Source organism: Thermoanaerobacterium calidifontis, assembly GCF_055381745.1.
Window position 1 is genome coordinate 854478 of the sequence record NZ_AP042436.1, and the last position, 23054, is coordinate 877531.

A 23054-nucleotide genomic window follows, 5' to 3' on the forward strand; every position below is an offset into this window, starting at 1 on the left:
TATTTGGTGGTGTTATTATGGAAATTTTTAATGTTGATGAACTTATTAGACTGATTAAAAAAGGAGAAGATTCCTACACTCAATTTAAAAGCATGATAAATAGTCCGGATGCATTGGCATCTGAAATTTGTGCATTTGCAAATACTGATGGTGGAAAAATTGTTGTAGGTGTTTCGGATGATGGAGAAATTATCGGGGTTAGTGATATTAATTATTTAAATCAGATAATATCAAATGTTGCATCACAGAAAATTGAGCCTCCTATAAGTGTTCTGACTCAAAATATAATTTTTGATGATAAATTGGTTGTAATTATAGATGTGCCAAAAGGTGATAATAAACCTTATGCCGCAAATAGGACCGATTATTGGATAAAGGTTGGTGCTGACAAAAGAAGAGCAACAAGGGAAGAATTGAGACGGCTTATGCAATCATCCGGAAATATTTATGCAGATGAGATGGTAGTGCCCAATACTTCAATTGAAGATATTGATATGTATGCATTTAGGGATTTTTATGAAAAAGAATACGGCTCTGCAATTGAAGAAAATGGAATACCCGTGGAGCGGCTTTTAAATAATTTAAAACTCATGAAAGACAGCAGTTTGACATTGGCTGGATTATTATTGTTTGGCAAAAGGCCAGAACGCTTAAAACCGCAATTTATAATTAAAGCGGTAAGCTTTATAGGGAATGACGTAAGCGGAACTGAGTATCTTGACAATGAAAATATAGAAGGTACTATTTTTGAGCAGTATAAAAATACTATTGCCTTTTTAAAGAGAAATTTAAGAAAAATCCAGAAAGGACAGAATGTAAATCTGCAAGGAATAATAGAGATTCCCGAAATTGCTCTCGAAGAAGCAGTTATTAATGCAATTGTACACAGAGATTATTTTATCGAAAGCAGCATTAGAGTGTTTGTGTTTGATGACAGAGTAGAAATAATAAGTCCGGGTAAATTACCTAATACTGCAAACATAGAGAATATAAAAAGAGGAATACAGATTGCAAGGAATCCTATATTGCTATCATATTTGCCGAAATTAAAAATCCCATACAGAGGAATTGGCTCTGGCATAAGAAGAATGATTGCAGAATGTAGTAAAGCAGGTATCAAAGAACCTGAATTTATTGAAGATAAAGAAGCAGAATTATTCAAGGTTATATTTTACAGGCCGTAATATTGTGTAAAAGGCTTTCCTTTTGTCATAGGAGAAGGAAAGCCTTTTTTGGTGAAAGCGCACTTTATTTATTCGGTTGGTTTTATCATAAGCCCATTGTTGAAGTGGTTTAAACCGCTCATTAGATCGATAACTGATAAAAGCTCAACTATTTCTTCATCGGTTACGCCTGCTTCTTTTAATTTTTTGGTGTATGTGGTTATGCACATCTCACAATTGTTTAGAATTGACACGGTTAAAGCGACAAAAAGTTTTGTTTTAGAGTCGATTTTCCCCGGTCCCATTGCCACTTGAGATTTTTGAAGGAATAGCTTTAAATATTCTGGTTTATTTGCCATTGCTCGCATTGTTGGAGGAATAAATCCCATCTGCTTTTCTATTTGCTCAAATAATTGCTTTACTTCTGGACTTGCCTCTTCATTGCTAACTAATTTAACACCTATAGCCATACTATCACTCCTAAAAATGAAATAATATATACCCCCCTCTATGACGTGGTACAACATAATGATACTACTATTCGATTATGAATGCAAGTACGGTGAAAATTTCAGCTTATGTAAGCTTTGAAACAACTAAAGAGATATCAGACATATAAGTTCCTGTTATGGTTTCTATAAATTTTTATTATTATACTCGTTAAATATTTGATGTTATAATTATATCAAAATATGTTAAATAATTTTCAATTTTCAAAGGAGGAGAGAACTTGGGATATCTAATTGAGAATAAAGATTTTGACGATATTTTAAATCTACTGAAGAAAGATTATAAAATTTATGCACCGAAGCGCTTTGAAAAGCGTGGCCGGTATTCTGACACAGATCTTATAAGATACGATGAGATAAAATCTTTGAAGGACATTGTATACGATGAAAAATCCGATTTTTCACCAAAAGAAGTTATATATCCAATAACACAAGCTTTGTTTTATTTTACAGAGGATGAGTACAGAGAAAGCAAGGTATTTGATAAAAAAATACTATTATTTGTAAGAGCTTGTGATATAAATGGCATAAGAAGACTTGATACGATTTTCCTCCAAAATGGTGATACAGAAGATATTTATTACAAAAGACTCCGTGAAAAAGTAAAATTCGTTTTGATGGAATGTAAAGATGGCTGGGATACCTGCTTCTGCGTCTCTATGAACTCCAATAAAACAGATAACTATAGTCTAGCGATAAGATTTAATAATGATAATGTAATGGTTGACGTTAAAGATGATGAATTTATTGACATATTTAAAGATAAGAAAGAAATAGATTTTAAGCCTGAATTCGTAAAATCAAATCCGAAGGTTGTCCATGTTCCAGAAATAGATAATACAGATCTACTTAAAAAAGTATATGATTTTGACATGTGGGAAAGCTTTAATTCCCGCTGTATAAGCTGCGGTGCTTGTACTGCTGCTTGCATAACATGTAGCTGTTTTAATACAGTTGATTTAATTTACAGTGAAAATGCAAATGTTGGCGAAAGAAGAAGAGTGCAGGCAAGCTGTATGCACAAGGATTTTACAGAGATGGCGGGTGGTCATGTATTTAGAAAAACTGCCGGTGAAATGATGAGATTCCGTACACTTCATAAAGTATATGATTATAAAGCTCGCTTTAAAACGGAAAACATGTGTGTCGGTTGTGGTCGCTGTGATGAAAGATGTCCAGAGTTAATATCCTTTTCGACAACGATAAATCGCTTATACGATGAAGTTGAAAAGTTGAAGTCGGGTAAAGGAGGCAGCATAAATGAATAATATTTTCATGCCTAAGCCATATAAGATACTTGAAATAGTTCATGAGACGAATTTGGAATACACATTTAGAGTTGAAGTTGATGTAAAAGCAGAGCATGGGCAGTTCTTTCAGATTTCCATTCCAAAGATAGGTGAAGCACCTATATCGATAAGCGCTATGGGTGACAATTGGATGGAATTTACTATAAGAAAAGTAGGAAAAGTAACAAATGAGATATTTAACTTATCTCCTGGCGATAAGATATTCATGAGAGGACCTTATGGTAATTCATTCCCTGTTAACAAATATAAAGGAAAAGACTTAGTTGTTATAGCTGGTGGTACAGGTGTATCGCCTGTTAGAAGCTTACTTAAGTATTTTTATGATAATTCGGAAGAAATAAAATCACTACACTTTATAGCAGGTTTTAAAGATGAAAATAGCGTCTTGTTTAAAGACGATTTAAATAATTTTAAGACAAAATTTAACACTATATATACTCTTGATAAGAAAAAAGTCGATGGATTTGAAGTTGGCTTGGTTACAGAGCATATAAGTAAAATACCATTTGATAGCTTTGATGATTACAATGTCATTGTCGTTGGTCCGCCAGTAATGATGCATTTTACAGCATTAGAATTATTGAAAAATGGGGTACCAGAAGATAAAATTTGGGTTTCCTTTGAGAGAAAAATGTCTTGCGGAATTGGAAAATGTGGTCACTGCAAGATAAACGAGACGTATGTTTGCCTCGAAGGTCCTGTGTTTAACTACACAAAAGCGAAGGATTTACTTGATTAAATGTGGAGGTGTATGTAATGAACTATGATATAGATGTAAAAAAAGTCCGCAGAAATTGTTACAGGCAATCGAAAGTCCGCGGTGAATTCATGCTGCAGATGCGCGTTCCAGGCGGTGTAATGGATGCTAAATATCTGTCATATGTAGAACATATTGCAAAAACATGGGGAAATGGACAATTTCATCTTGGCGTTAGACAAACTTTATCAATACCTGGAATAAAGTATGAATATATCGATGAAGTCAATAAGTATATAAAGACGTTCATTAAAGAGATAGAAGTAGACCTTTGTGGTGTTGACATGGAAGTAGATGACAATGGATATCCAACGATAGGTTCTAGAAACATTATGGCTTGCATAGGAAATAAACATTGCATAAAGGCAAATATAGACACAACATTACTTGCAAGAAAAATTGAAAAAATCATCTTTCCAAGTGATTATCATATAAAAGTAAGCATAGCCGGATGTCCTAATGACTGTGCAAAGGCTCATTTCAACGATTTTGGAATTATAGGCATTACAAAAACAGAATATGATTACGATCGTTGTATAGGATGTAAGAAATGTATCGAGGCTTGTAAACAACATGCTACAGGTGTTTTATACATGGTAAATGGAAAAATCGAGAAAGATTCGTGCTGCTGTGTTGGCTGTGGTGAGTGTGCACTTGTATGTCCCACAGGTGCTTGGTCTAGAAATCCTAAGAAATTCTACAGAGTCCTCATTGGTGGTAGAACCGGAAAACAGACACCTCGCATGGGAAAGATTTTCTTAAATTGGGTAACAGAAGATGTAGTGCTGGGCATACTTAAAAATTGGCAAGATTTCTCAGCAGAGGTATTGAATCATAAACCAGTATATCTCCATGGAGGTCACTTGATAGACAGGGCTGGATACAATAAATTTAAAGAGCTTATATTAAAGGGTGTAGAATTAAACCCTGAAGCTATGGTTGCAGATAGAATATTTTGGTCAGAAACTGAATACAGGTCAAACATAAATGTTAAGCCTGTTTGTGAATGTTAAATAATTAGATTTTTAATCCCGATTACCTTTACAATTTTAGAGTTTTAAAGTATAATTAGATTAAATTTAATACTTGTGAAATTAGTTTGCGGGGGAACCATTTTGGTTGAGAAGGTAAAACCTGACCCTTAGAACCTGATGTAGTTAATACTACCGTAGGGAAGCAAGCTTTTGATTATAAAGCTTTACCATGCGGTAAGGCTTTTTTTATTCAATATTTTCGAATATAACCTTCTTCCTCCCTTCATTTTACAAGTATCAAAACAAAATAATTTATGAAAGGATGACTGCGATGAATTACACTACACAATTAGATGCAGCAAAAAAAGGAATTATTACAGAAGAGATGAATGTTGTGGCAGCAAAAGAAGACATTGAAGTGGATTTATTGCTGAGCAAGGTAGCTTCTGGTGAAGTAGTCATACCAGCAAATAAAAACCATGAAGCACTTAGTCCAGAAGGCGTAGGGACAGGGCTTAGAACAAAAATAAACGTAAACTTAGGTGTATCAAGGGACTGCAACAATGTAGATGCAGAATTAGAAAAGGCAAAAAAGGCGATAGAAATGAAAGCAGAGTCTATCATGGATTTAAGTTCATATGGCAAAACTTTCGAATTTAGAAACAGATTGATAGGCATTTCTACAGCCATGATAGGTACTGTTCCAGTATATGATGCTGTAGGATATTATGACAAAGATTTAAAAGACATTACTCCTTCAGAATTTATAAAGATCGTCGAAAGGCATGCACAAGACGGTGTTGATTTTATGACTATCCATGCAGGCATCAACAGAGAGACGGCGGAAATTTTCAAAAGAAATGAAAGACTTCTAAATATCGTTTCTCGCGGAGGCTCTTTGTTATATACGTGGATGGAATTAAATGATAAGGAAAATCCTTTTTATGAGTATTTTGATGATATTCTTGACATATGTGCTGAGTACGATGTAACGATAAGCCTTGGCGATGCATTGAGGCCAGGCTGCATAAATGATTCCACAGATGCATGCCAAATAAAAGAGCTTATAACCCTTGGAGAATTAGCAAAAAGAGCTTATGAAAGGAATGTTCAAGTGATTATTGAGGGACCTGGTCATATGAGGCTGAATGAAATCGAAGCAAATGTTTTGTTGGAGAAAAAGCTATGTAATGGTGCGCCGTTTTATGTATTGGGGCCAATCGTAACAGATATTGCACCTGGATATGATCATATTACAAGTGCAATTGGTGGTGCAATTGCTGCAGCAAGTGGAGCGGATTTCCTGTGTTATGTAACACCAGCGGAACATCTGAGACTTCCAACGATTGAAGATATGAAGGAAGGCATCATTGCTTCTAAAATAGCTGCCCATGCAGCGGATCTGGCAAAAGGTATACGCAATGCAGAAAAATGGGATAATGATATGTCTTATGCCAGGAGAAAGCTTGATTGGGATGAAATGTTTAGATTAGCTATAGATCCTGAAAAGGCGAGAAGGTACAGGAGTGAATCTCTACCACATGATAGTGAAACATGTACAATGTGTGGAAATATGTGTGCTGTGAGAAACATGAATAGAGTTATTACAGGAGAAGATATAAGCCTGTTAAAGTAGGATTTTTAAAAATTGGGAGGATTGTAAATGAATATAAAAAAGATTACTTATTCAGCTATGCTGATTGCAATCGGTGTAGTTTTTGCGAATTTTGTATTTTTCCCTGTAGGTGTTTCGAAAACGACCCCTATACAGCATATAATTAATGTCATATCTGCAGTGACACTTGGCCCAGGATATGCAGTACTAATTGCGTTTTCAATATCCATAATCAGAAACATAATGGGCACTGGAACACTATTGGCTTTTCCAGGTAGCATGATTGGCGCTTTATTGGCAGGAATTTTATATAAATTGACAGGGAAAAAGATTTTAGCTGCATTAGGGGAGGTTTTTGGTACAGGGATAATAGGAGGCCTTGTGGCATTTCCAATAGCCAAATACATCATTGGTAAAGATGTGGGAGCATTTTTCTTTGTAACTCCATTTTTAATAAATACAGTGACAGGAAGCATCATAGCCCTTATTTTGCTTGAGGTTTTGGATAAGTCGAAAAAGGTCTATAAATAAAATATGGTAATTCGGTAAATTCCTAATTTTGTGATATAATGAACTTACAATCAAATAATAACAAATAATAATAAAAAGGGGGCTATAGTATGCCTGATTTTGGTACTCCATTTGCTGGACTTGCAAATAAAAACAAAATTACACATGAGGAGCTTATAAGAGCTATACGATTTATGGTGGCAGCAGAGTATGAGGCTATACAGTTATACATGCAGCTAGCAGAGTCTACAGACAATAAATTAGCAAAGGATGTTTTAGTAGATATAGCAAACGAAGAAAGAGTGCATGCCGGAGAATTTTTGAGACTTTTGAAGGAATTATCTCCAGATGAAGAAAAACTGTATGAAGAAGGAGCAAAAGAAGTAGAAGAGATGATTGAAAAAAATAAATAAACTTTTATACATATATTGATATTTCAATGGAGGCTGTCTTTTTTACATTATGTAAAATGTCACAGCCTTTTTTCCTTATGTATTTACTTAAATATAATAAGCAATAATGTAATAAAAAGCTGATGCAAATGTACCAATTTGTAACAACTTAAAACTATTAAATAAAATATGATGCTTCTAAGTTTTATAAAGGATGGAGGGAAAAAATTATGGCTTTACCTGATGAAAATAAGACGTATACGTATCGCGATTATAAAAAATGGAAAGATGATAGACGCTGGGAGTTAATAAATGGGAATCCATTTCCCATGGCTCCGCCTTCAAGAATACATCAAGAGATCTTAAGAGAGGTATTAACTATTTTTTCTGTGTATCTGAAAGATAAATCATGTAATGTCTATAGTGCTCCGTTTGGAGTGAGACTTCCTAAAGCAAACGAAAATGATGATGACATAGAAACGGTTGTAGAACCTGATATTGTAGTAGTGTGTGATAAGTCGAAATTAGATGATGAAGGGTGCAAAGGCGCACCGGACTTAGTTGTAGAGATTGTTTCACCTTCTACAGCCAGAAATGATAAAATTAAAAAATTTAATCTATATGAGATGGCAGGAGTAAAAGAGTACTGGATAGTAGAACCGGATAACAAGATTGTAACTGTTTTTACGTTAGATGACGATAAAAGGTATGGAAGGCCTGGGATATATTCTGATGAAGATAAAATTAAAGTTTCAATTTTTGAAGATCTCATCATTGATCTAAAATCTGTTTTTACATTTTAGTTTAACCATCAAGACACAAGTGAAAACTCTCTTGTGCCTTATTTTTTTAACCTTAATTCTGTTTTATTTTTCCAGAAAAAATTTTTTTAAAACAAGAAGGATTTTTGAAATTTACGTAGAATATATTATAATATAAAAGCAATATATTAATATACTAGTATACAAGTTCAAAAATTTAAAGTGATTTTTACTTGACTCATTACGCTTTATGTCCCCTATGAATTTTTTAAACAGAAGAAAAATTAAATAAAAAAAGAAGGAATTTTAAAAATGATGTCGAATATATAAGAATATGAATATTAATATGCTAGTATACAAGAATACAAGTATTAAAATAGGGGATGTGAAGCGATGGGATTAGAGCTTTTGGAAAACAATACGTATGAGTCAAAAAAAGATTACATTTACAGAATGATTAGAAAGAACATAATCGACATCAATCTAAAGCCTGGAGAGGTTATATCAGAGAATGATATAGCTAATGCATTTGAAACCAGCAGGACGCCTATTAGAGAAGCATTTACGAGGCTGGCAAATGAAGAACTGATTGAAATTTACCCACAAAAAGGCACGTTTGTTTCTTTGATAGATATAAAGCGTGCTCAAGAAGCAAAATTCATGAGGGTAAATCTTGAAAAAGAAATCGTGAGACAGGCTTGTAGAGAATTTCCAGATGACATCTTGTTTCAGCTTGAAGCGAATATAAACCAACAAGAATTTTGTGTCATGAAAGAAAATTATATTACCATTTTTGACTTAGACAACGAGATGCACGAGCTTATATACAGAGGATGCAAAATGGATAGGATTTGGTCAGCCATAAGGTTTATAAGTGGCGATTATGACAGGATAAGGACATTGAGATTGTCATCTGATACTGATTGGGATGCTATCATAAGCGACCACAAAAATATCATAAGTGCCATAAAGGAGAAAGATGAAGAAAAAGGATTAAAGATAATAAGTGGACACTTGACGATGATAGACAGAGATGTAGTGCTTTTGAAAGAAAAATATCCAGAGTATTTTAAGCAATAAATTACATTGCAATAAAAATCTACAATAAGGGAGTAAGATATATGAAGATGACTTTTAGATGGTTTGGCGAAAAAGATGACAGTGTGACACTTCAGCAGATTCGCCAGATACCAGGTGTCTATGGGATTGTAGGGGCTTTATACGATGTACCCGTAGGAGAAACTTGGCCGATTGAAAAAATACGCGAATTAAAGACAAAAGTTGAGTCCTACGGCCTTAAACTGGAGGTGATAGAAAGTGTAAATGTTCATGAAGACATCAAGTTAGGGCTTCCGACAAGAGATAGATACATTGAAAATTACAAGGAAACAATAAAAAATCTTGGCAAGTTAGGGATAAAAGTCGTATGCTACAACTTCATGCCTGTTTTCGACTGGATACGCACGAATCTGAATGAAAAATTACCTGATGGATCATATGTAATGTCATACGATGAAGATATGTTAAAAGGAAAAGATCCGCTGAAGCTCATTGAAGACATGGACAATGGCTCAAATGGCTTTATACTTCCAGGTTGGGAACTTGACCGCTTAAAAGAATTGAAGATGCTGTTTGACATGTACAAAGATGTTGATGAAGAAAAATTATTTGAAAATCTTAAGTACTTCTTGGAGAATGTAATACCAACATGTGAAGAATACGATGTAAAGATGGCTATACACCCGGATGATCCGCCATGGTCATTATTTGGACTGCCAAGGATAGTCACTTGTAAAGAAAATCTTGAAAGGATTGTAAACCTTGTAGACAGTCCTTACAATGGATTGACGCTTTGCAGTGGCTCATTAGGTTCAAATCCTGAAAACAATATACCAGAGCTTATAAGGCATTTTGGCAGGATGGGAAGGATTCATTTTGGCCATGTAAGGAATATAAGGTTTATAGGCGAGAGGAAATTTTACGAATCAGCGCATTTATCAAGTGAAGGATCGTTTGATATGTTTGAAATCATGAAAGCTTATTATGATATAGGTTTTGAAGGATATATAAGACCGGACCACGGCAGGATGATATGGGATGAGAAGGCAAGACCGGGATATGGACTTTACGACAGAGCTTTAGGTGTGACGTATTTGAATGGGCTTTGGGAGGCTATAAATAAGATGTCTAAATGAACTATTATAAGAAAACAGTTGACAGTATTAAAGACCAAATTCAAAGTAATTTCTGTTTTACTGGGAAAGGAGAAAAAGCATATGGATTCTGCATTGGTTAATAAAGGTGGGGGTAAGGAGGCTAAACAAGGGAAAAATAGGGATTTTAAGAAGACGTTAAAAGCTATTAAAAAAGACTGGCAATTATATAGCCTACTTATACTACCCATAGCATATTACATCATATTTAGATATGTGCCTATGTACGGCAATATTATCGCTTTTAGGAGATTTGTTCCGGGTGGACCTGTTTACGGTACAGAATGGGTCGGACTTAGGTATTTTGACATGTTTATACATGATCCATCGTTTTGGCAGGTTTTTAGAAATACGATAATTTTGAGTGTGGAGTATTTGGTAATAAGCTTTCCATTTCCGATAATCTTTGCTTTGCTTTTGAATGAGATCAAAAGCAATTGGTTTAAGAGATTTACACAAACAGTATCATATTTGCCATACTTCATATCGACGGTTGTTGTGGCAGACATGATAATGCAGATACTTGATCCATCATCAGGCGTTATCAATATGATTGTAAAACATTACATTGGGCATACTATCAACTTTTTGGCAGAACCGCAATGGTTTAGGACTATATACATCGTCTCAGGCATTTGGCAAGGCATGGGCTGGGGCGCTATACTGTACCTTGCAGCGCTGACAAATATTAACCCGGAATTGTACGAGGCGGCTATAATAGATGGTGCCAGCAGATGGCAGCAGACAATATATGTGACTATTCCAGGTATATTGCCTACGATAATGATACTTTTGATACTAAACATTGGCGGACTTTTGTCAGTAGGATTTGAAAAGATACTGCTTCTGTATAATCCTCTGACGTATTCTACGGCGGATGTCATATCTACGTATCTATACAGAATGGGACTTGTATCAAATAACTTTAGCTATGCCGCAGCAATAGGCATGTTTGAAGCAGTTATAGGTCTTACATTAGTTTACACTGCAAACTACTTGTCAAGAAAATTCACAGAATCCAGTCTATGGTAAGGGAAGTGATGATAGATGAAAGAGTCAAAGCAATATAAAATATTTAAAGTAGTAAATACGATAATAATGATTTTAGTAATATTGGTGACATTGTATCCTTTCTGGTATCTATTAAGTGTGTCTTTAAGCGGCGAAAAATACGTTTATGCAGGTTTGGTGTCTTTATATCCAAAAGGTTTTACATTAAAGACGTATCAAGTTCTTTTGGCGGAAAAAGAATTCTGGACCAGCTATAAAAATACGATTATTTACACTGTTGTAGGTACGCTTGTTTCATTATTTTTGTCGACGCTTTTAGCGTATCCGTTGTCTAAAAAGCGATTAAAAGGTAGAGGAATTATTTTAGGCTTTGTGGTATTTACTATGTTTTTCAGCGGTGGACTTATACCGACTTACCTTTTAGTAAACGCTTTAGGCATGAGAAACACTATATGGGGTGTCGTGCTACCAGGAGCGGTCAGCACGTTTAACGTAATGGTTATGAAGACGTTCTTCGAAGGAATACCAGCGGAGTTAGAGGAAGCTGCAGAAGTTGATGGAATGAGCACATACGGCATCCTTCTTAAAATAATACTTCCGCTTTCAAAACCTATAATGTACGTTATGGCGCTTTTCTACGCAGTAGGTGTTTGGAACAACTGGTTTGGACCATTTATATACCTTGATGATAGCTCAAAATTTCCTGTCGCATTGTACTTGAGAAATATTTTAGCAGGTGCACAGCAGACGGCAGTTAGCAGCACATCTGACCAAAGCGAATTGGCTCAAATATCTGCGACTTTAAAATCAGCCAGCGTCATATTGACTTCAATACCAATAATGATGGTATATCCATTTATACAAAAGTACTTTGTTCAAGGCGTAATGATTGGCTCATTAAAAGGCTAAAAGGCATCATATTAAATTCAATAAAAAGGAGGGACTATCTGAGATGATTTTTAAGGAGGTGGTGGTCACATAAAAAATAAATTTTTATAATCATAAGCTTTTGATTTAATTAATTAAGAGGAGGATATTTCATATGAGTAAAAATGCAAAAAGATTGTTGTCGTTTTTGCTAGTTGTAGTTTTGGCTGTAGGTGTTTTGCTATCAGGCTGCGGAAATAAAAATTCTTCATCCAGCAGCAACAATACAAGCAAACAAACTCAGACTGCCACAAATAATAACGATCCACAAAACTTACATTTTAAATCAGATAAGCCATTGGAATTTACAATGCTGTATAGCGACCATCCAAATTATCCTTATAAATCAGACTGGCTTTTGTGGAAAGCCATAAAAGATGCTACTAATGTCACGCTAAAGCTTACTATAGTGCCAATGAGCGATTATGCTCAAAAGAGAAGCCTTCTTATTAGCTCAGGACAGGCGCCAGAGATAATACCAAAGACATATCCCGGGCAAGAAATACCATTTGTTTCATCAGGTGCTATACTTCCTATAAGCGACTATATAAATCAAATGCCTAATTTCTCAAGAGAAGTAAAAGAATGGGGACTTCAAAATGACATCAATTCATTAAAGCAAGCTGACGGAAAGTTCTACGTTTTGCCAATGTTGCATCAAACTTATACAATGCAGTACTCGTTGGCAATAAGACAAGATATATTTGAGAAAAACAATATACCGATTCCAAACACATGGGATGAATTGGAATCAGCATTGAAAAAATTAAAAGAGATATATCCGAACACATATCCATTGTCAGATAGATGGCAAGGTAAAGCTTTAATAGGTGAAGCACTGCCGACATTTGGTGTGCCGATTGCAGGTAGCGATGGACTATTTGATTGGACACAGACTTCAACTGTTTTGTACAACAGCGCAAAGGATGATTGGGAATTCTATCCAACTTCACAAGAATACAAGGATACATTGACGTACTTCAATAGACTTGTAAAAGAAGGGCTTCTTGATCCAGCCAGCTTCACACAGACAGACGATCAAGCAGTACAGAAGTTTGTAACAGGTAAGTCATTTGTCATCATGACAAATACGCAGGAAATCCAGAATATGATCAATCAGATGAATCAGACATTAGGAAAAGGTAACTTTAAAGTGACACAGATTTTGCCATTGGCAGGACCGAAAGGTGGAGTTATTGCAGGCAACCGTCTTGAAAACGGTATAATGATTTCAGCAAAAGCTAAAGACGATCCAAACTTCCCACAACTTCTTAAGTTCGTAGACTGGTTGTGGTACAGCGAAGCAGGTGAGACCCTTACAAAGTGGGGCGTTGAAGGCGTAACGTATCAGAAAGTCAATGGCAAGTTCCAGCTTATGCCTGACGTAAATTATATGAATCTGAACCCAAGTGGTACAAAGAATCTGCAGAAGGATTACGGCTTTTCTGGTGGTGTGTTCTGCTTATTGTATGGTGGACCAAAAGATCTTGCTGAATCAATGATGACTCCAGAAGTAGCAAATTTTGAAAACCAAGTGAATACTCAAAGAAAACTGTTACCAGTTGCACCGCCTGTGCCGTTTACTGAAAGCCAGAGAGAGCAAGCTAATATGCTTAGCCAGCCAATTTCTGACTATGTAGAACAGATGATGTTGAAATTCATAACAGGTGTTGCATCTATCGACAAAGACTGGAATAGCTATGTACAACAGGTCAATGCTAAAGGTGTAGATCAATTAGTTAAACTTACAAACGATGTATACAAAAGCAGCAAAAACAAATAATGGATGATGTTTATTCTATTTTCCCTTTGATGGCTTACGCCTTCAAAGGGAAAAATGTTAGTAAGGTAAATTTGATTAAATGTTCAAAATAATGGTATTATATTATATAATTGACTTGTGGAGAGTGATATTATGATTAGCGATAAGAAATTTGTTGGCAGAATGTATGACTGTTGGCTTAGGTATGAACTTTGCGATGAAAAAGTGCCTGATGGATATGAGGATTATTTTAAATATATTGTTGTTAAAGGCAATAATAGGATTATTAGTAATGCGGTTAATGAGCTAAAAAAAGCTTTATCGAATATTAAAGATGTCGACATAGAAATAATCGAAAATATACCAAAGTCAAATTGCATTTTTATAGGCACACTGGATGATTTTAAGGCAGAAGGATTAAAAGTGGATTTAGAAAGAGAACTTAAGAGTGAAGGCTTTGCATTAAATGTTGTAAAAAAGGATAATCACAATGTACTGTCTATAATCGGTGGAAGCGAAAAAGGCGTTTTATATGGTGTTTTTCACCTCATAAGATCTATATTTAGCGGTAAAAATCTGGAAGATGCATCGTGCATTGACAATCCTCAAAATGATTTTAGGATATTAAATCATTGGGATAATATGGATGGCAATATTGAAAGAGGATATGCGGGAAAATCTATCTTCTTTAAAGATAATTGCATAGTCCAAGACCTTTCCAGGATAAAAGATTATGCAAGGCTACTTGCGTCTATTGCAGTAAATGGAGTCGTAATAAATAATGTCAATGTTCATCAACAAGAGACTAAGCTTATTACAGATGAATTTTTGCCTGATGTGGCGAAGATAGCAGATGTATTTAGAGATTACGGCATAAAGACGTACTTAAGCATAAATTTTGCTTCCCCAGTCGAGATAGGTGGTCTTTCTACCGCAGATCCGCTTGACGATGAAGTTAAGAAGTGGTGGAAAGATGTGACATCAAAAATATACAGTTATATTCCTGACTTCGGTGGATTTTTGGTGAAGGCTGATTCAGAGTTTAGACCTGGACCATTCACATATGGCCGTAATCACGCCGATGGTGCAAATATGTTGGCTGAAGCACTAAAACCCTATGGCGGCATTGTCATTTGGAGGACTTTTGTATACAACTGCATGGTGGACTGGAGAGACCGCTCTACAGACAGAGCAAAAGCTGCCTATGACAATTTCAAGCCATTAGATGGGAAATTTATGGATAACGTGGTTTTGCAAGTTAAAAATGGACCGATGGATTTTCAAATCAGAGAACCGATTACACCATTATTTGGTGCAATGGAGAAGACAAATGTTTTTATGGAGTTTCAGATTACTCAAGAGTACACTGGACAACAGAAACATTTATGTTACCTTGTGCCACTTTGGAAGGAAGCTTTAGACTTTGATACATTTGCGAAAGGAGAAGGCTCGTTTGTAAAGAAAGTCGTAAGCGGCAGCTTGTTTGGTTCAAAGCACGGTGGAATTGTGGGGGTGGCAAATGTAGGAGATAGTGAGTGCTGGACAGGACATCCTCTTGCGCAATCAAATCTTTATGGCTTTGGAAGGCTTGCGTGGAGTCCAGATCTTTCATCAAGAGAGATTGCTGAGGAATGGGTGAGACTTACATTTGGATGTGATGAAGATGTTTTGAATACAGTCGTACCGATGCTTTTGGAATCGAGAGAGATATATGAGGAATACACAAGCCCTCTTGGGATAGGATGGATGGTAAACCCAGGCCATCATTACGGCCCTAATGTTGACGGATATGAGTATTCTCATTGGGGCACGTATCATTATGCAGATTTTAGGGGTATAGGCGTCGATAGGACTGTAGCAACAGGTACAGGTTACACAGCCCAGTACAAAGAGCCTGTTGCAAAGATGTACGAAAATATTGATACATGTCCTGATGAGCTTTTGCTATTTTTCCACCATGTGCCTTACGGCCACAAGCTAAAATCAGGTAAGACGGTTATCCAACACATATACGATACACATTTTGAAGGTGTAGAGCGAGCAGAAAAAATGAGGGATGCTTGGATAAAATTGAAAGGGAAAATAGACGATGAGGTATATGAAGTTGTGTTAGAGAAGTTTGACATACAGGTAGTTGATGCTAAAGAGTGGAGAGATGTTGTAAACACTTATTTTTACAGGAAGACTGGAATAAAAGATGAATATGGAAGGAAAATTTATGAATAGCTGCTTTAGAGGGAGATTGAGGCAGAAATACAGTGAAAATCGAAAAATTTAGATTAATAACTTAGTTGATTGATTGGAGGAAGTTTATTATGATTAATATAGCCATAATTGGGGCAGGTAATATTTCATCTGCCCACATACAAGGCTTTTTAGAGTTTAAAGACAGGTGTAAGATCGTCGCCATAGCCGATATCTACGAAGACAAAGCTTATGAAAAAAAGAAGCGGTTTGGCTTAGATGATGCCACTTTGTACAGCGATTACAAAGAAATATTGAAAAGAGAAGATATTGATCTGGTGGACATATGCACGCCACCTTATACACATGCAGTCATTGCAGTGGAAAGTTTAAATGCTGGAAAGAATGTAATCGTAGAAAAACCGATGGCATCATCATTAGAAGAATGCGACAGGATGATTGAGGCATCAAGGAAAAACAAAAAGCTTCTTTCAGTAATAGCGCAGAATCGCTTCAGGACTCAATTCATGAAACTAAAAAAGATCGTAGAGTCAGGCTTAGCGGGGGATATAGTACATGCACAAGTTGACTCATTTTGGTGGAGAGGTCATTCATACTACGATCTGTGGTGGAGAGGCACATGGGAAAAAGAAGGTGGTGGTTGCACACTAAATCATGCAATACACCATATAGACATGCTTATATGGCTTTTGGGGATGCCTGAAGAAGTGCAGGCTGTAATGAGCAATGTGGCACATGATAACGCCGAAGTTGAAGACATATCAATAGCCATACTTAAGTACAAAAGCAATGCATTAGCCCAGATAACCAGTTCAGTTGTTCATCATGGAGAAGAGCAACAAATTGTGCTTCAAGGGAAAAAGGCCAGGATATCAGTGCCATGGAAAGTATATGCATCTACAGCATCCAGTAATGGTTTTCCATCTGGAGAAGACGAAGAACTGGAAAAGAAAATACAAAGATACTACGACAGTCTTGATGTGACAAAGTACAGCGGGCACACTCCACAGATTGACGATGTATTAAAAGCGTTAGAATCAAACCATGAAATCTTGGTAAGTGGTAGCGATGGAAGAAATGCTATAGAGCTTATAACTGCCATATACAAAGCAGCTACAACAAAAGAAGCTGTCAAATTGCCACTTGAAAAAGATGATCCATTCTATACAGTAGATGGCATAATGGCAAGAGTGCCTCATTTTTATGAGAAAAAAACGTTTGTAGAAAATTTCAACGACGAACGCATAACATTTGGAAGGGAAATAAAGTAAATAAAGGAGGAACACCAAATGAGCAAAGAAAACGGTATGTACTATATGCCTGAAAGCAAAGCTAAAAAAGTCTGCAGTGAAGGAGAATTTAAATTTGCAGCCATTGGATTAGATCATGGGCACATATATGGCATGACAAAAGGACTAGTAGAAGCTGGTGCTGAAGTAAAGTGGGTCTACGACAAAGATCCAGAGAAAGTAGAAAAATTCATAAAAGCATTTCCTACTGCTAAAAAAGCTCGCAGTGAAGATGAAATACTGATGGACAGTGAAGTAAGATTAGTAGCAAGTGCAGCAATACCATCAGAAAGATGTGACATAGGATTAAAAGCAATGGATGCAGGAAAAGACTACTTTGCAGATAAACCTCCAATGACGACATGGCAGCAATTAGAAAAAGCAAAAGAAAAAGTCAAAAAGACAAATAAAAAATATGCCGTGTACTATGGAGAGAGGCTTCACAATGAAGCATCAGTTTATGCTGGACAGTTAATAGAAAAAGGAGCAATAGGCAGAGTAATACAAGTATTAGGGATGGGACCACACAGAGAAGGAAAAGGAAGGCCAGATTGGTTTTACGAAAAAGACAAATTTGGAGGCATACTATGTGACATAGGCAGTCATCAGATAGAGCAGTTTTTGTATTATACAGGTGCAAAAGACGCAAAAGTCCAATCATCAAAAGTAGCAAATTACAATCACAAGCAATATCCTACATTTGAAGATTTTGGCGACGTAACGCTAATTGGAGATAATGGTGCAACAGGCTATTTCAGGCTTGATTGGTTTACACCTGAGGGACTTGGCACATGGGGCGATGGAAGGCTGTTTATATTAGGCACAGAAGGCTACATAGAGCTAAGAAAGTATATCGATGTTGCCAGAGAAAATGCTCCAGATCATGTGTACTTAGTAAACAAAGATGGTGAATTTTTGATAGATGTAAAGGGGAAGGTAGGATTTCCTTTCTTTGGTGACTTGATACTGGACTCATTAAACAGGACGGAAAATGCCATGACGCAGGAGCACATTTTTAAAGCTATAGAGTTGGCGTTAGAAGCTCAAACAAAAGCTATAAAGGTTGAATGAAATTTATAATCTTAAGAAGAGGTGTTTTAAATGATAAGTAAATCTTTTTATGCGCACCACAGCGCATTTGGTGCTTTCTCAAGTTTTGTAATTGGTAAATGCGGTAAAGGTGGCGGCGTCGTATTAAATGATGTTCGGCCGCCTGAAAACAATGTCTACATTGGATACAAAAGAGATGGTGTTATAAGCTTATTGCCATTTATTAAAGATGATACAAAGAATGCAGAAGAGGAGTTTACAGGAGAAGTCTCTACAAGCAAGAAAGAAAAGAATATAAAAGTCTTTGGCGAAGATGAGATAGAGAGAGAGTTAGGTTGGGCATCAGATACTTGGACAGCGGGAGATTTTAAATTTTCTATCATTACTCCGTTTGGATACGTAAAAGATCCTTCTTTGATGAATGAAGACGAAAAGAAACTTGCACTGGCACCTGTGATTTTTATACAGTTGACGATGGACAACACTGGAAGCGATAAGGACGTTGAGATGATATTTGGCTTTGAAGGCCCAAAAAGGATATTATCCGAGCTTACGGATGGAAAGTACTTGGGAGGAGTGTACGGTAGAAAATACGGTTTTGCTGTCAAAAAGAGCGATGATGTAAGAGAGCTTTCAAGGCTTGATATTTTGACTTCATGGGCAAATGACAACTATCAAAATCATGGGCTTGGCAGAGCACCATCTTTGATATTTAAAGTACCTAGAGGGGAGAAAAGGACATATACTGTGGCATTGGCAACGTATCAAAGCGGCGTCATCACGACAGGAATCGATACTGAATTTTACTATACATCTGTTTTCAAGTCGCTGGAAGAAGTATTATCATTTGGACTGGACAATCAAGATTATTACTTAAACTTAGCGAGAGAAAGAGACGAAGAGCTTAAGAAAAGTGGCTTAAATGAATACAGGCAGTTTTTGTTGGCACATGCAGCCCACAGTTATTATGCCAGCACAGAACTTTTAAAGAGGGATGATGGTACACCTCTTTGGGTGGTAAACGAAGGCGAATACATTATGATAAATACGTTTGATTTGACAGTTGACCATGTTTTCTGGGAAATGAAGTTCCATCCTTGGACGATTACAAATACATTGGATCTGTACTATGAAAAGTACAGTTACAGAGATCAAGCAGGTCTTGCATTTACGCATGATATGGGCGTTGCAGATGGTTTTTTCAAAGAAGGTTATTCATCGTATGAGCTTCCAAATCTGACTGGGTGTTTCAGCTACATGGCACATGAGGAGCTTTTGAATTGGGTTTTGACAGGTTCTGTCTATGCAATAAAAATGAATGATAAAGAATGGTTAAAGAAAAACATTGGGGTATTTGAAGATTGTTTCGATTCTCTTGTGGCAAGAGATAAAAATAATGATGGTATAATGGATGTTGATAGTTCAAGGTGCGAGACAGGATCGGAAATAACGACTTACGATAGCCTTGACGAAAGCTTAGGACAAGCGAGAAATAATCTATACCTTGGGGTAAAGACATGGGCAGCTTACGTGATGTTACACGGCTTGTTTAAAGAAAATGATCTTGGTGAAAAGGCAGAAAAAGCTTTAGAAAAGGCAAAACAGGCTGCCAATACTATCGTCGGAAAATTTGACGAAGACAATCAGTATATACCTGCAGTGTTTGAAAAAGGCAATACATCCAGAATAATACCTGCTGTAGAAGCATTGGTATATCCATATGTTGTAGGATATACTGACTTTGTAAGTGAAGATGGTGTATTTGGCGAGCTTATAAAAATTTTAAAGAAGCATGTAATGACGATTATGAAGCCAGGTATATGCATAGATGAAGTGTCTGGCGGTTGGAAGCTTTCGTCAACCAGCAAGAATACATGGAACAGCAAAATTTTCTTGTGTCAATATGTGATAAAAGATGTGCTTAATATAGACTTTGGCGATAAAGAAATTGAGTGGGATAGGGTACACGCAATGTGGCAACAGGTGTCTTGCAGTGAAGATTGCGCAACAGATCAAGTAAACAGCGATACAGGTACGCCAAGAGGAAGTCGCTTGTATCCGAGACTTGTAACAAGTGTATTGTGGATGAAATAGACTTTGGGGGTCTTAGCATGATTAAAGTGAAAGTACCAGATTTCTCTAATAAGAAGTTTTCTGATAGGTGGAGATATTGCGTAGGGACAGGCAGGCTTGGCCTTGCACTTCAAAAGGAGTACGTTGATACATTAAAATTTGTGAAAGAAAACATAGATTTTAAGTATATAAGAGGACATGGCCTTTTGTGTGACGATGTAGGAATATACAGAGAAGATGTGGTAGGCGATGAAATAAAGCCTTTTTACAATTTTACTTATATAGATAGGATTTTCGACTCATTTTTAGAAATGGGTATAAGGCCATTTGTGGAAATCGGATTTATGCCTAAAAGATTAGCATCTGGTACACAGACAGTTTTTTATTGGGAGGGTAATGTTACCCCTCCCAAGGATTATGAAAAGTGGGAAAACCTTATAAAAGCTGTTGTTTCGCATTTCATATCAAGGTATGGCATAGACGAAGTGGTAAAATGGCCATTTGAAATATGGAATGAGCCAAACTTAAAAGGATTTTGGAAGGATGCTGATGAGAAGGAGTATTTTAAGCTGTACAAGGTTACTGCAAAGGCGATAAAAGAAGTAAATGAGAATTTGCAAGTCGGAGGACCTGTTATATGCGGTGGTGCTGACTATTGGATAGAAGACTTTTTGAATTTCTGCTATGAAGAAAATGTTCCTGTAGATTTTGTGTCGCGACATGCGTATACATCCAAACAAGGTGAATATACGCCACACCTTATATATCAAGAGATTATGCCATCAGAATACATGCTAAATGAATTTAAAACAGTGAGAGAGATCATAAGAAACTCACATTTTCCGAACCTTCCATTTCACATAACAGAATACAATACATCTTACAGCCCTCAAAATCCTGTACACGATACGCCATTTAATGCTGCCTATATTGCCAGGATTTTAAGCGAAGGCGGAGATTATGTCGATTCATTCTCTTACTGGACGTTTAGCGACGTTTTCGAAGAAAGAGATGTGCCCAGATCACAGTTTCATGGAGGATTTGGACTTGTGGCATTGAATATGATACCAAAACCTACCTTTTACACATTTAAATTCTTTAATGCCATGGGAGAAGAAATGCTTTATAGGGATGAGCACATGCTTGTGACGAGGAGAGATGATGGCTCTGTCGCACTTATAGCGTGGAATGAAGTTATGGATAAGACTGAAAATCCAGATAAAGAATATGAAATTGAGGTACCAGTTGGATTTAGAGACGTATTTATTAAGAGGCAGTTAATAGATGAAGAACATGGCAATCCATGGGGGACGTGGATACACATGGGTAGACCAAGGTATCCCAGCAAAAAAGAGATAAATACGCTTAGAGAAATTGCAAAGCCGGAGATAATGACAAGTTATGCTGTTACCAATGACGGATGCTTAAATCTAAAGTTTAAATTAGGGAAAAATGCGGTTGTGCTGTATGAGTTGACAGAAAGGATTGACGAATCAAGCACATATATAGGACTTGATGACAGCAAGATAAATGGATATTGAAATGCATTTGGAGGGATCGATATGGGGCTTTTTGACATGCCATTGCAAAAACTAAAAGAATACACTGGTACAAATCCATGCCCTGAAGATTTCGACGAGTATTGGGAGAGGGCTTTAGATGAGATGAGGTCAATTGATCCTAAGATTGAACTCAAAAAAAGTAGCTTTCAAGTGCCTTTTGCAGAGTGCTACGATTTGTACTTTACAGGTGTGCGTGGTGCAAGAATCCATGCAAAGTATATAAAGCCTAAGACAGAAGGAAAGCATCCAGCGCTGATAAGATTTCATGGATATTCATCAAATTCAGGTGACTGGAATGACAAATTAAATTATGTGGCGGCAGGTTTTACTGTTGTGGCTATGGACGCAAGAGGTCAAGGAGGGCAGTCTCAAGATGTAGGCGGTGTAAAGGGAAATACTCTAAATGGGCATATTATAAGAGGGTTAGACGATGATGCTGACAATATGCTTTTTAGGCATATTTTCTTAGATACTGCTCAATTGGCTGGAATAATTATGGACATGCCAGAAGTTGATGAAGATAGGGTTGCAGTCATGGGACCTTCTCAGGGTGGAGGTTTGTCGTTGGCATGTGCTGCATTGGAGCCAAGGATACGCAAGGTAGTATCTGAATATCCTTTCTTATCTGATTATAAAAGAGTATGGGATTTAGACCTTGCAAAAAACGCATACCAAGAGATTACAGACTATTTTAGGCTTTTTGATCCAAGGCATGAAAGGGAGAATGAAGTATTTACTAAGCTTGGATATATAGACGTTAAAAATCTTGCAAAAAGGATAAAAGGCGACGTCTTAATGTGCGTTGGACTTATGGATCAGGTGTGTCCACCGTCTACTGTTTTTGCAGCCTACAATAACATAAAATCAAAAAAGGATATAAAAGTGTATCCTGATTATGGGCATGAGCCTATGAGAGGGTTTGGAGATTTAGCGATGCAGTTTATATTGGAGATAAATTCATAAGGAGATGC

The 23054-nt window shown here is 36.5% G+C and carries 20 protein-coding genes and 1 riboswitch; of the genes, 19 read left to right on the forward strand and 1 reads right to left on the reverse strand.

Annotated features, from left to right (window positions below):
• Window positions 1–17: 17 nt before the first annotated feature.
• Window positions 18–1184, forward strand: coding sequence for an RNA-binding domain-containing protein (locus ACZ42G_RS04290; protein WP_303264321.1), 1167 nt, complete (start codon window positions 18–20; stop codon window positions 1182–1184).
• A 68-nt stretch (window positions 1185–1252) separates the two neighbouring features.
• Here the strand turns inward: ACZ42G_RS04290 and ACZ42G_RS04295 are convergent, their stop codons facing one another.
• Window positions 1253–1633 carry a carboxymuconolactone decarboxylase family protein gene (locus tag ACZ42G_RS04295; protein ID WP_464851586.1) on the reverse strand — a complete coding sequence of 127 codons (381 nt, stop codon included), beginning with the start codon at window positions 1631–1633 and terminating at the stop codon, window positions 1253–1255.
• 260 nt (window positions 1634–1893) lie between these two features.
• Here ACZ42G_RS04295 and asrA point away from each other — a divergent pair, with 260 nt between their 5' ends.
• From asrA to ACZ42G_RS04385, 18 genes are all read left to right on the forward strand, one after another.
• Entirely contained in the window at window positions 1894–2940 is a 1047-nt protein-coding gene (gene asrA / locus ACZ42G_RS04300; protein ID WP_464851588.1) for an anaerobic sulfite reductase subunit AsrA, read from the forward strand.
• On the forward strand, window positions 2933–3721 hold the full coding sequence (gene asrB / locus ACZ42G_RS04305; protein WP_464851589.1) for an anaerobic sulfite reductase subunit AsrB: 789 nt from the start codon (window positions 2933–2935) through the stop codon (window positions 3719–3721). Before asrA ends, asrB begins: the two co-directional genes overlap by 8 nt.
• Before the next feature lie 17 nt (window positions 3722–3738).
• A complete protein-coding gene (asrC, locus tag ACZ42G_RS04310; protein ID WP_464851590.1) occupies window positions 3739–4752 on the forward strand; it encodes a sulfite reductase subunit C in 1014 nt (337 codons plus the stop codon).
• 80 nt (window positions 4753–4832) lie between these two features.
• Window positions 4833–4932, forward strand: a riboswitch (TPP riboswitch).
• A 112-nt stretch (window positions 4933–5044) separates the two neighbouring features.
• The gene (gene thiC / locus ACZ42G_RS04315; RefSeq protein WP_464851592.1) at window positions 5045–6349 is read left to right on the forward strand and encodes a phosphomethylpyrimidine synthase ThiC; all 1305 of its coding nucleotides are present in this window, start codon (window positions 5045–5047) and stop codon (window positions 6347–6349) included.
• Window positions 6350–6376: 27 nt separating this feature from the next.
• Window positions 6377–6859 (forward strand): energy coupling factor transporter S component ThiW, encoded by a 483-nt coding sequence (gene thiW, locus ACZ42G_RS04320; RefSeq protein ID WP_085113025.1) that lies wholly within the window; start codon window positions 6377–6379, stop codon window positions 6857–6859.
• Between the two features lie 89 nt (window positions 6860–6948).
• A complete protein-coding gene (locus ACZ42G_RS04325) occupies window positions 6949–7251 on the forward strand; it encodes a ferritin family protein (RefSeq protein WP_013297471.1) in 303 nt (100 codons plus the stop codon).
• A gap of 209 nt (window positions 7252–7460) precedes the next feature.
• Window positions 7461–8033, forward strand: coding sequence for a Uma2 family endonuclease (locus tag ACZ42G_RS04330; RefSeq protein ID WP_464851593.1), 573 nt, complete (start codon window positions 7461–7463; stop codon window positions 8031–8033).
• Between the two features lie 351 nt (window positions 8034–8384).
• A complete protein-coding gene (locus ACZ42G_RS04335; protein WP_464851594.1) occupies window positions 8385–9071 on the forward strand; it encodes a GntR family transcriptional regulator in 687 nt (228 codons plus the stop codon).
• Window positions 9072–9112: 41 nt separating this feature from the next.
• A complete protein-coding gene (uxuA, locus tag ACZ42G_RS04340; RefSeq protein WP_464851596.1) occupies window positions 9113–10186 on the forward strand; it encodes a mannonate dehydratase in 1074 nt (357 codons plus the stop codon).
• A gap of 81 nt (window positions 10187–10267) precedes the next feature.
• The gene (locus ACZ42G_RS04345; protein ID WP_085113021.1) at window positions 10268–11236 is read left to right on the forward strand and encodes an ABC transporter permease; all 969 of its coding nucleotides are present in this window, start codon (window positions 10268–10270) and stop codon (window positions 11234–11236) included.
• Window positions 11237–11251: 15 nt separating this feature from the next.
• A complete protein-coding gene (locus ACZ42G_RS04350) occupies window positions 11252–12124 on the forward strand; it encodes a carbohydrate ABC transporter permease (protein ID WP_014758324.1) in 873 nt (290 codons plus the stop codon).
• A gap of 133 nt (window positions 12125–12257) precedes the next feature.
• On the forward strand, window positions 12258–13925 hold the full coding sequence (locus tag ACZ42G_RS04355) for an ABC transporter substrate-binding protein (RefSeq protein ID WP_274892527.1): 1668 nt from the start codon (window positions 12258–12260) through the stop codon (window positions 13923–13925).
• Between the two features lie 117 nt (window positions 13926–14042).
• Entirely contained in the window at window positions 14043–16130 is a 2088-nt protein-coding gene (locus ACZ42G_RS04360) for an alpha-glucuronidase family glycosyl hydrolase (RefSeq protein WP_464851597.1), read from the forward strand.
• A gap of 89 nt (window positions 16131–16219) precedes the next feature.
• A complete protein-coding gene (locus ACZ42G_RS04365; RefSeq protein ID WP_274892529.1) occupies window positions 16220–17380 on the forward strand; it encodes a Gfo/Idh/MocA family protein in 1161 nt (386 codons plus the stop codon).
• A gap of 18 nt (window positions 17381–17398) precedes the next feature.
• On the forward strand, window positions 17399–18469 hold the full coding sequence (locus ACZ42G_RS04370) for a Gfo/Idh/MocA family protein (protein ID WP_464851598.1): 1071 nt from the start codon (window positions 17399–17401) through the stop codon (window positions 18467–18469).
• Between the two features lie 30 nt (window positions 18470–18499).
• Window positions 18500–20542, forward strand: a complete 2043-nt coding sequence (locus tag ACZ42G_RS04375) for a glycoside hydrolase family 52 protein (protein ID WP_464851599.1) — start codon at window positions 18500–18502, stop codon at window positions 20540–20542.
• Between the two features lie 17 nt (window positions 20543–20559).
• Window positions 20560–22062 carry a GH39 family glycosyl hydrolase gene (locus ACZ42G_RS04380; protein WP_464851600.1) on the forward strand — a complete coding sequence of 501 codons (1503 nt, stop codon included), beginning with the start codon at window positions 20560–20562 and terminating at the stop codon, window positions 22060–22062.
• Window positions 22063–22083: 21 nt separating this feature from the next.
• Window positions 22084–23046, forward strand: coding sequence for an acetylxylan esterase (locus tag ACZ42G_RS04385; protein ID WP_464851601.1), 963 nt, complete (start codon window positions 22084–22086; stop codon window positions 23044–23046).
• Window positions 23047–23054 lie beyond the last annotated feature (8 nt).

Bases quoted from the DNA above. Each gene is read 5' to 3' on its own strand.
- thiC (WP_464851592.1), top strand. From the start codon at position 5,045: ATGAATTACACTACACAATTAGATGCAGCAAAAAAAGGAATTATTACA.
- ACZ42G_RS04370 (WP_464851598.1), top strand. From the start codon at position 17,399: ATGAGCAAAGAAAACGGTATGTACTATATGCCTGAAAGCAAAGCTAAA.
- ACZ42G_RS04385 (WP_464851601.1), top strand. From the start codon at position 22,084: ATGGGGCTTTTTGACATGCCATTGCAAAAACTAAAAGAATACACTGGT.
- ACZ42G_RS04375 (WP_464851599.1), top strand. From the start codon at position 18,500: ATGATAAGTAAATCTTTTTATGCGCACCACAGCGCATTTGGTGCTTTC.
- ACZ42G_RS04325 (WP_013297471.1), top strand. From the start codon at position 6,949: ATGCCTGATTTTGGTACTCCATTTGCTGGACTTGCAAATAAAAACAAA.
- asrB (WP_464851589.1), top strand. From the start codon at position 2,933: ATGAATAATATTTTCATGCCTAAGCCATATAAGATACTTGAAATAGTT.
- ACZ42G_RS04355 (WP_274892527.1), top strand. From the start codon at position 12,258: ATGAGTAAAAATGCAAAAAGATTGTTGTCGTTTTTGCTAGTTGTAGTT.
- ACZ42G_RS04335 (WP_464851594.1), top strand. From the start codon at position 8,385: ATGGGATTAGAGCTTTTGGAAAACAATACGTATGAGTCAAAAAAAGAT.
- asrC (WP_464851590.1), top strand. From the start codon at position 3,739: ATGAACTATGATATAGATGTAAAAAAAGTCCGCAGAAATTGTTACAGG.
- ACZ42G_RS04365 (WP_274892529.1), top strand. From the start codon at position 16,220: ATGATTAATATAGCCATAATTGGGGCAGGTAATATTTCATCTGCCCAC.
- ACZ42G_RS04330 (WP_464851593.1), top strand. From the start codon at position 7,461: ATGGCTTTACCTGATGAAAATAAGACGTATACGTATCGCGATTATAAA.
- uxuA (WP_464851596.1), top strand. From the start codon at position 9,113: ATGAAGATGACTTTTAGATGGTTTGGCGAAAAAGATGACAGTGTGACA.
- ACZ42G_RS04290 (WP_303264321.1), top strand. From the start codon at position 18: ATGGAAATTTTTAATGTTGATGAACTTATTAGACTGATTAAAAAAGGA.
- ACZ42G_RS04350 (WP_014758324.1), top strand. From the start codon at position 11,252: ATGAAAGAGTCAAAGCAATATAAAATATTTAAAGTAGTAAATACGATA.
- ACZ42G_RS04380 (WP_464851600.1), top strand. From the start codon at position 20,560: ATGATTAAAGTGAAAGTACCAGATTTCTCTAATAAGAAGTTTTCTGAT.
- ACZ42G_RS04345 (WP_085113021.1), top strand. From the start codon at position 10,268: ATGGATTCTGCATTGGTTAATAAAGGTGGGGGTAAGGAGGCTAAACAA.
- thiW (WP_085113025.1), top strand. From the start codon at position 6,377: ATGAATATAAAAAAGATTACTTATTCAGCTATGCTGATTGCAATCGGT.
- ACZ42G_RS04295 (WP_464851586.1), bottom strand. From the start codon at position 1,633: ATGGCTATAGGTGTTAAATTAGTTAGCAATGAAGAGGCAAGTCCAGAA.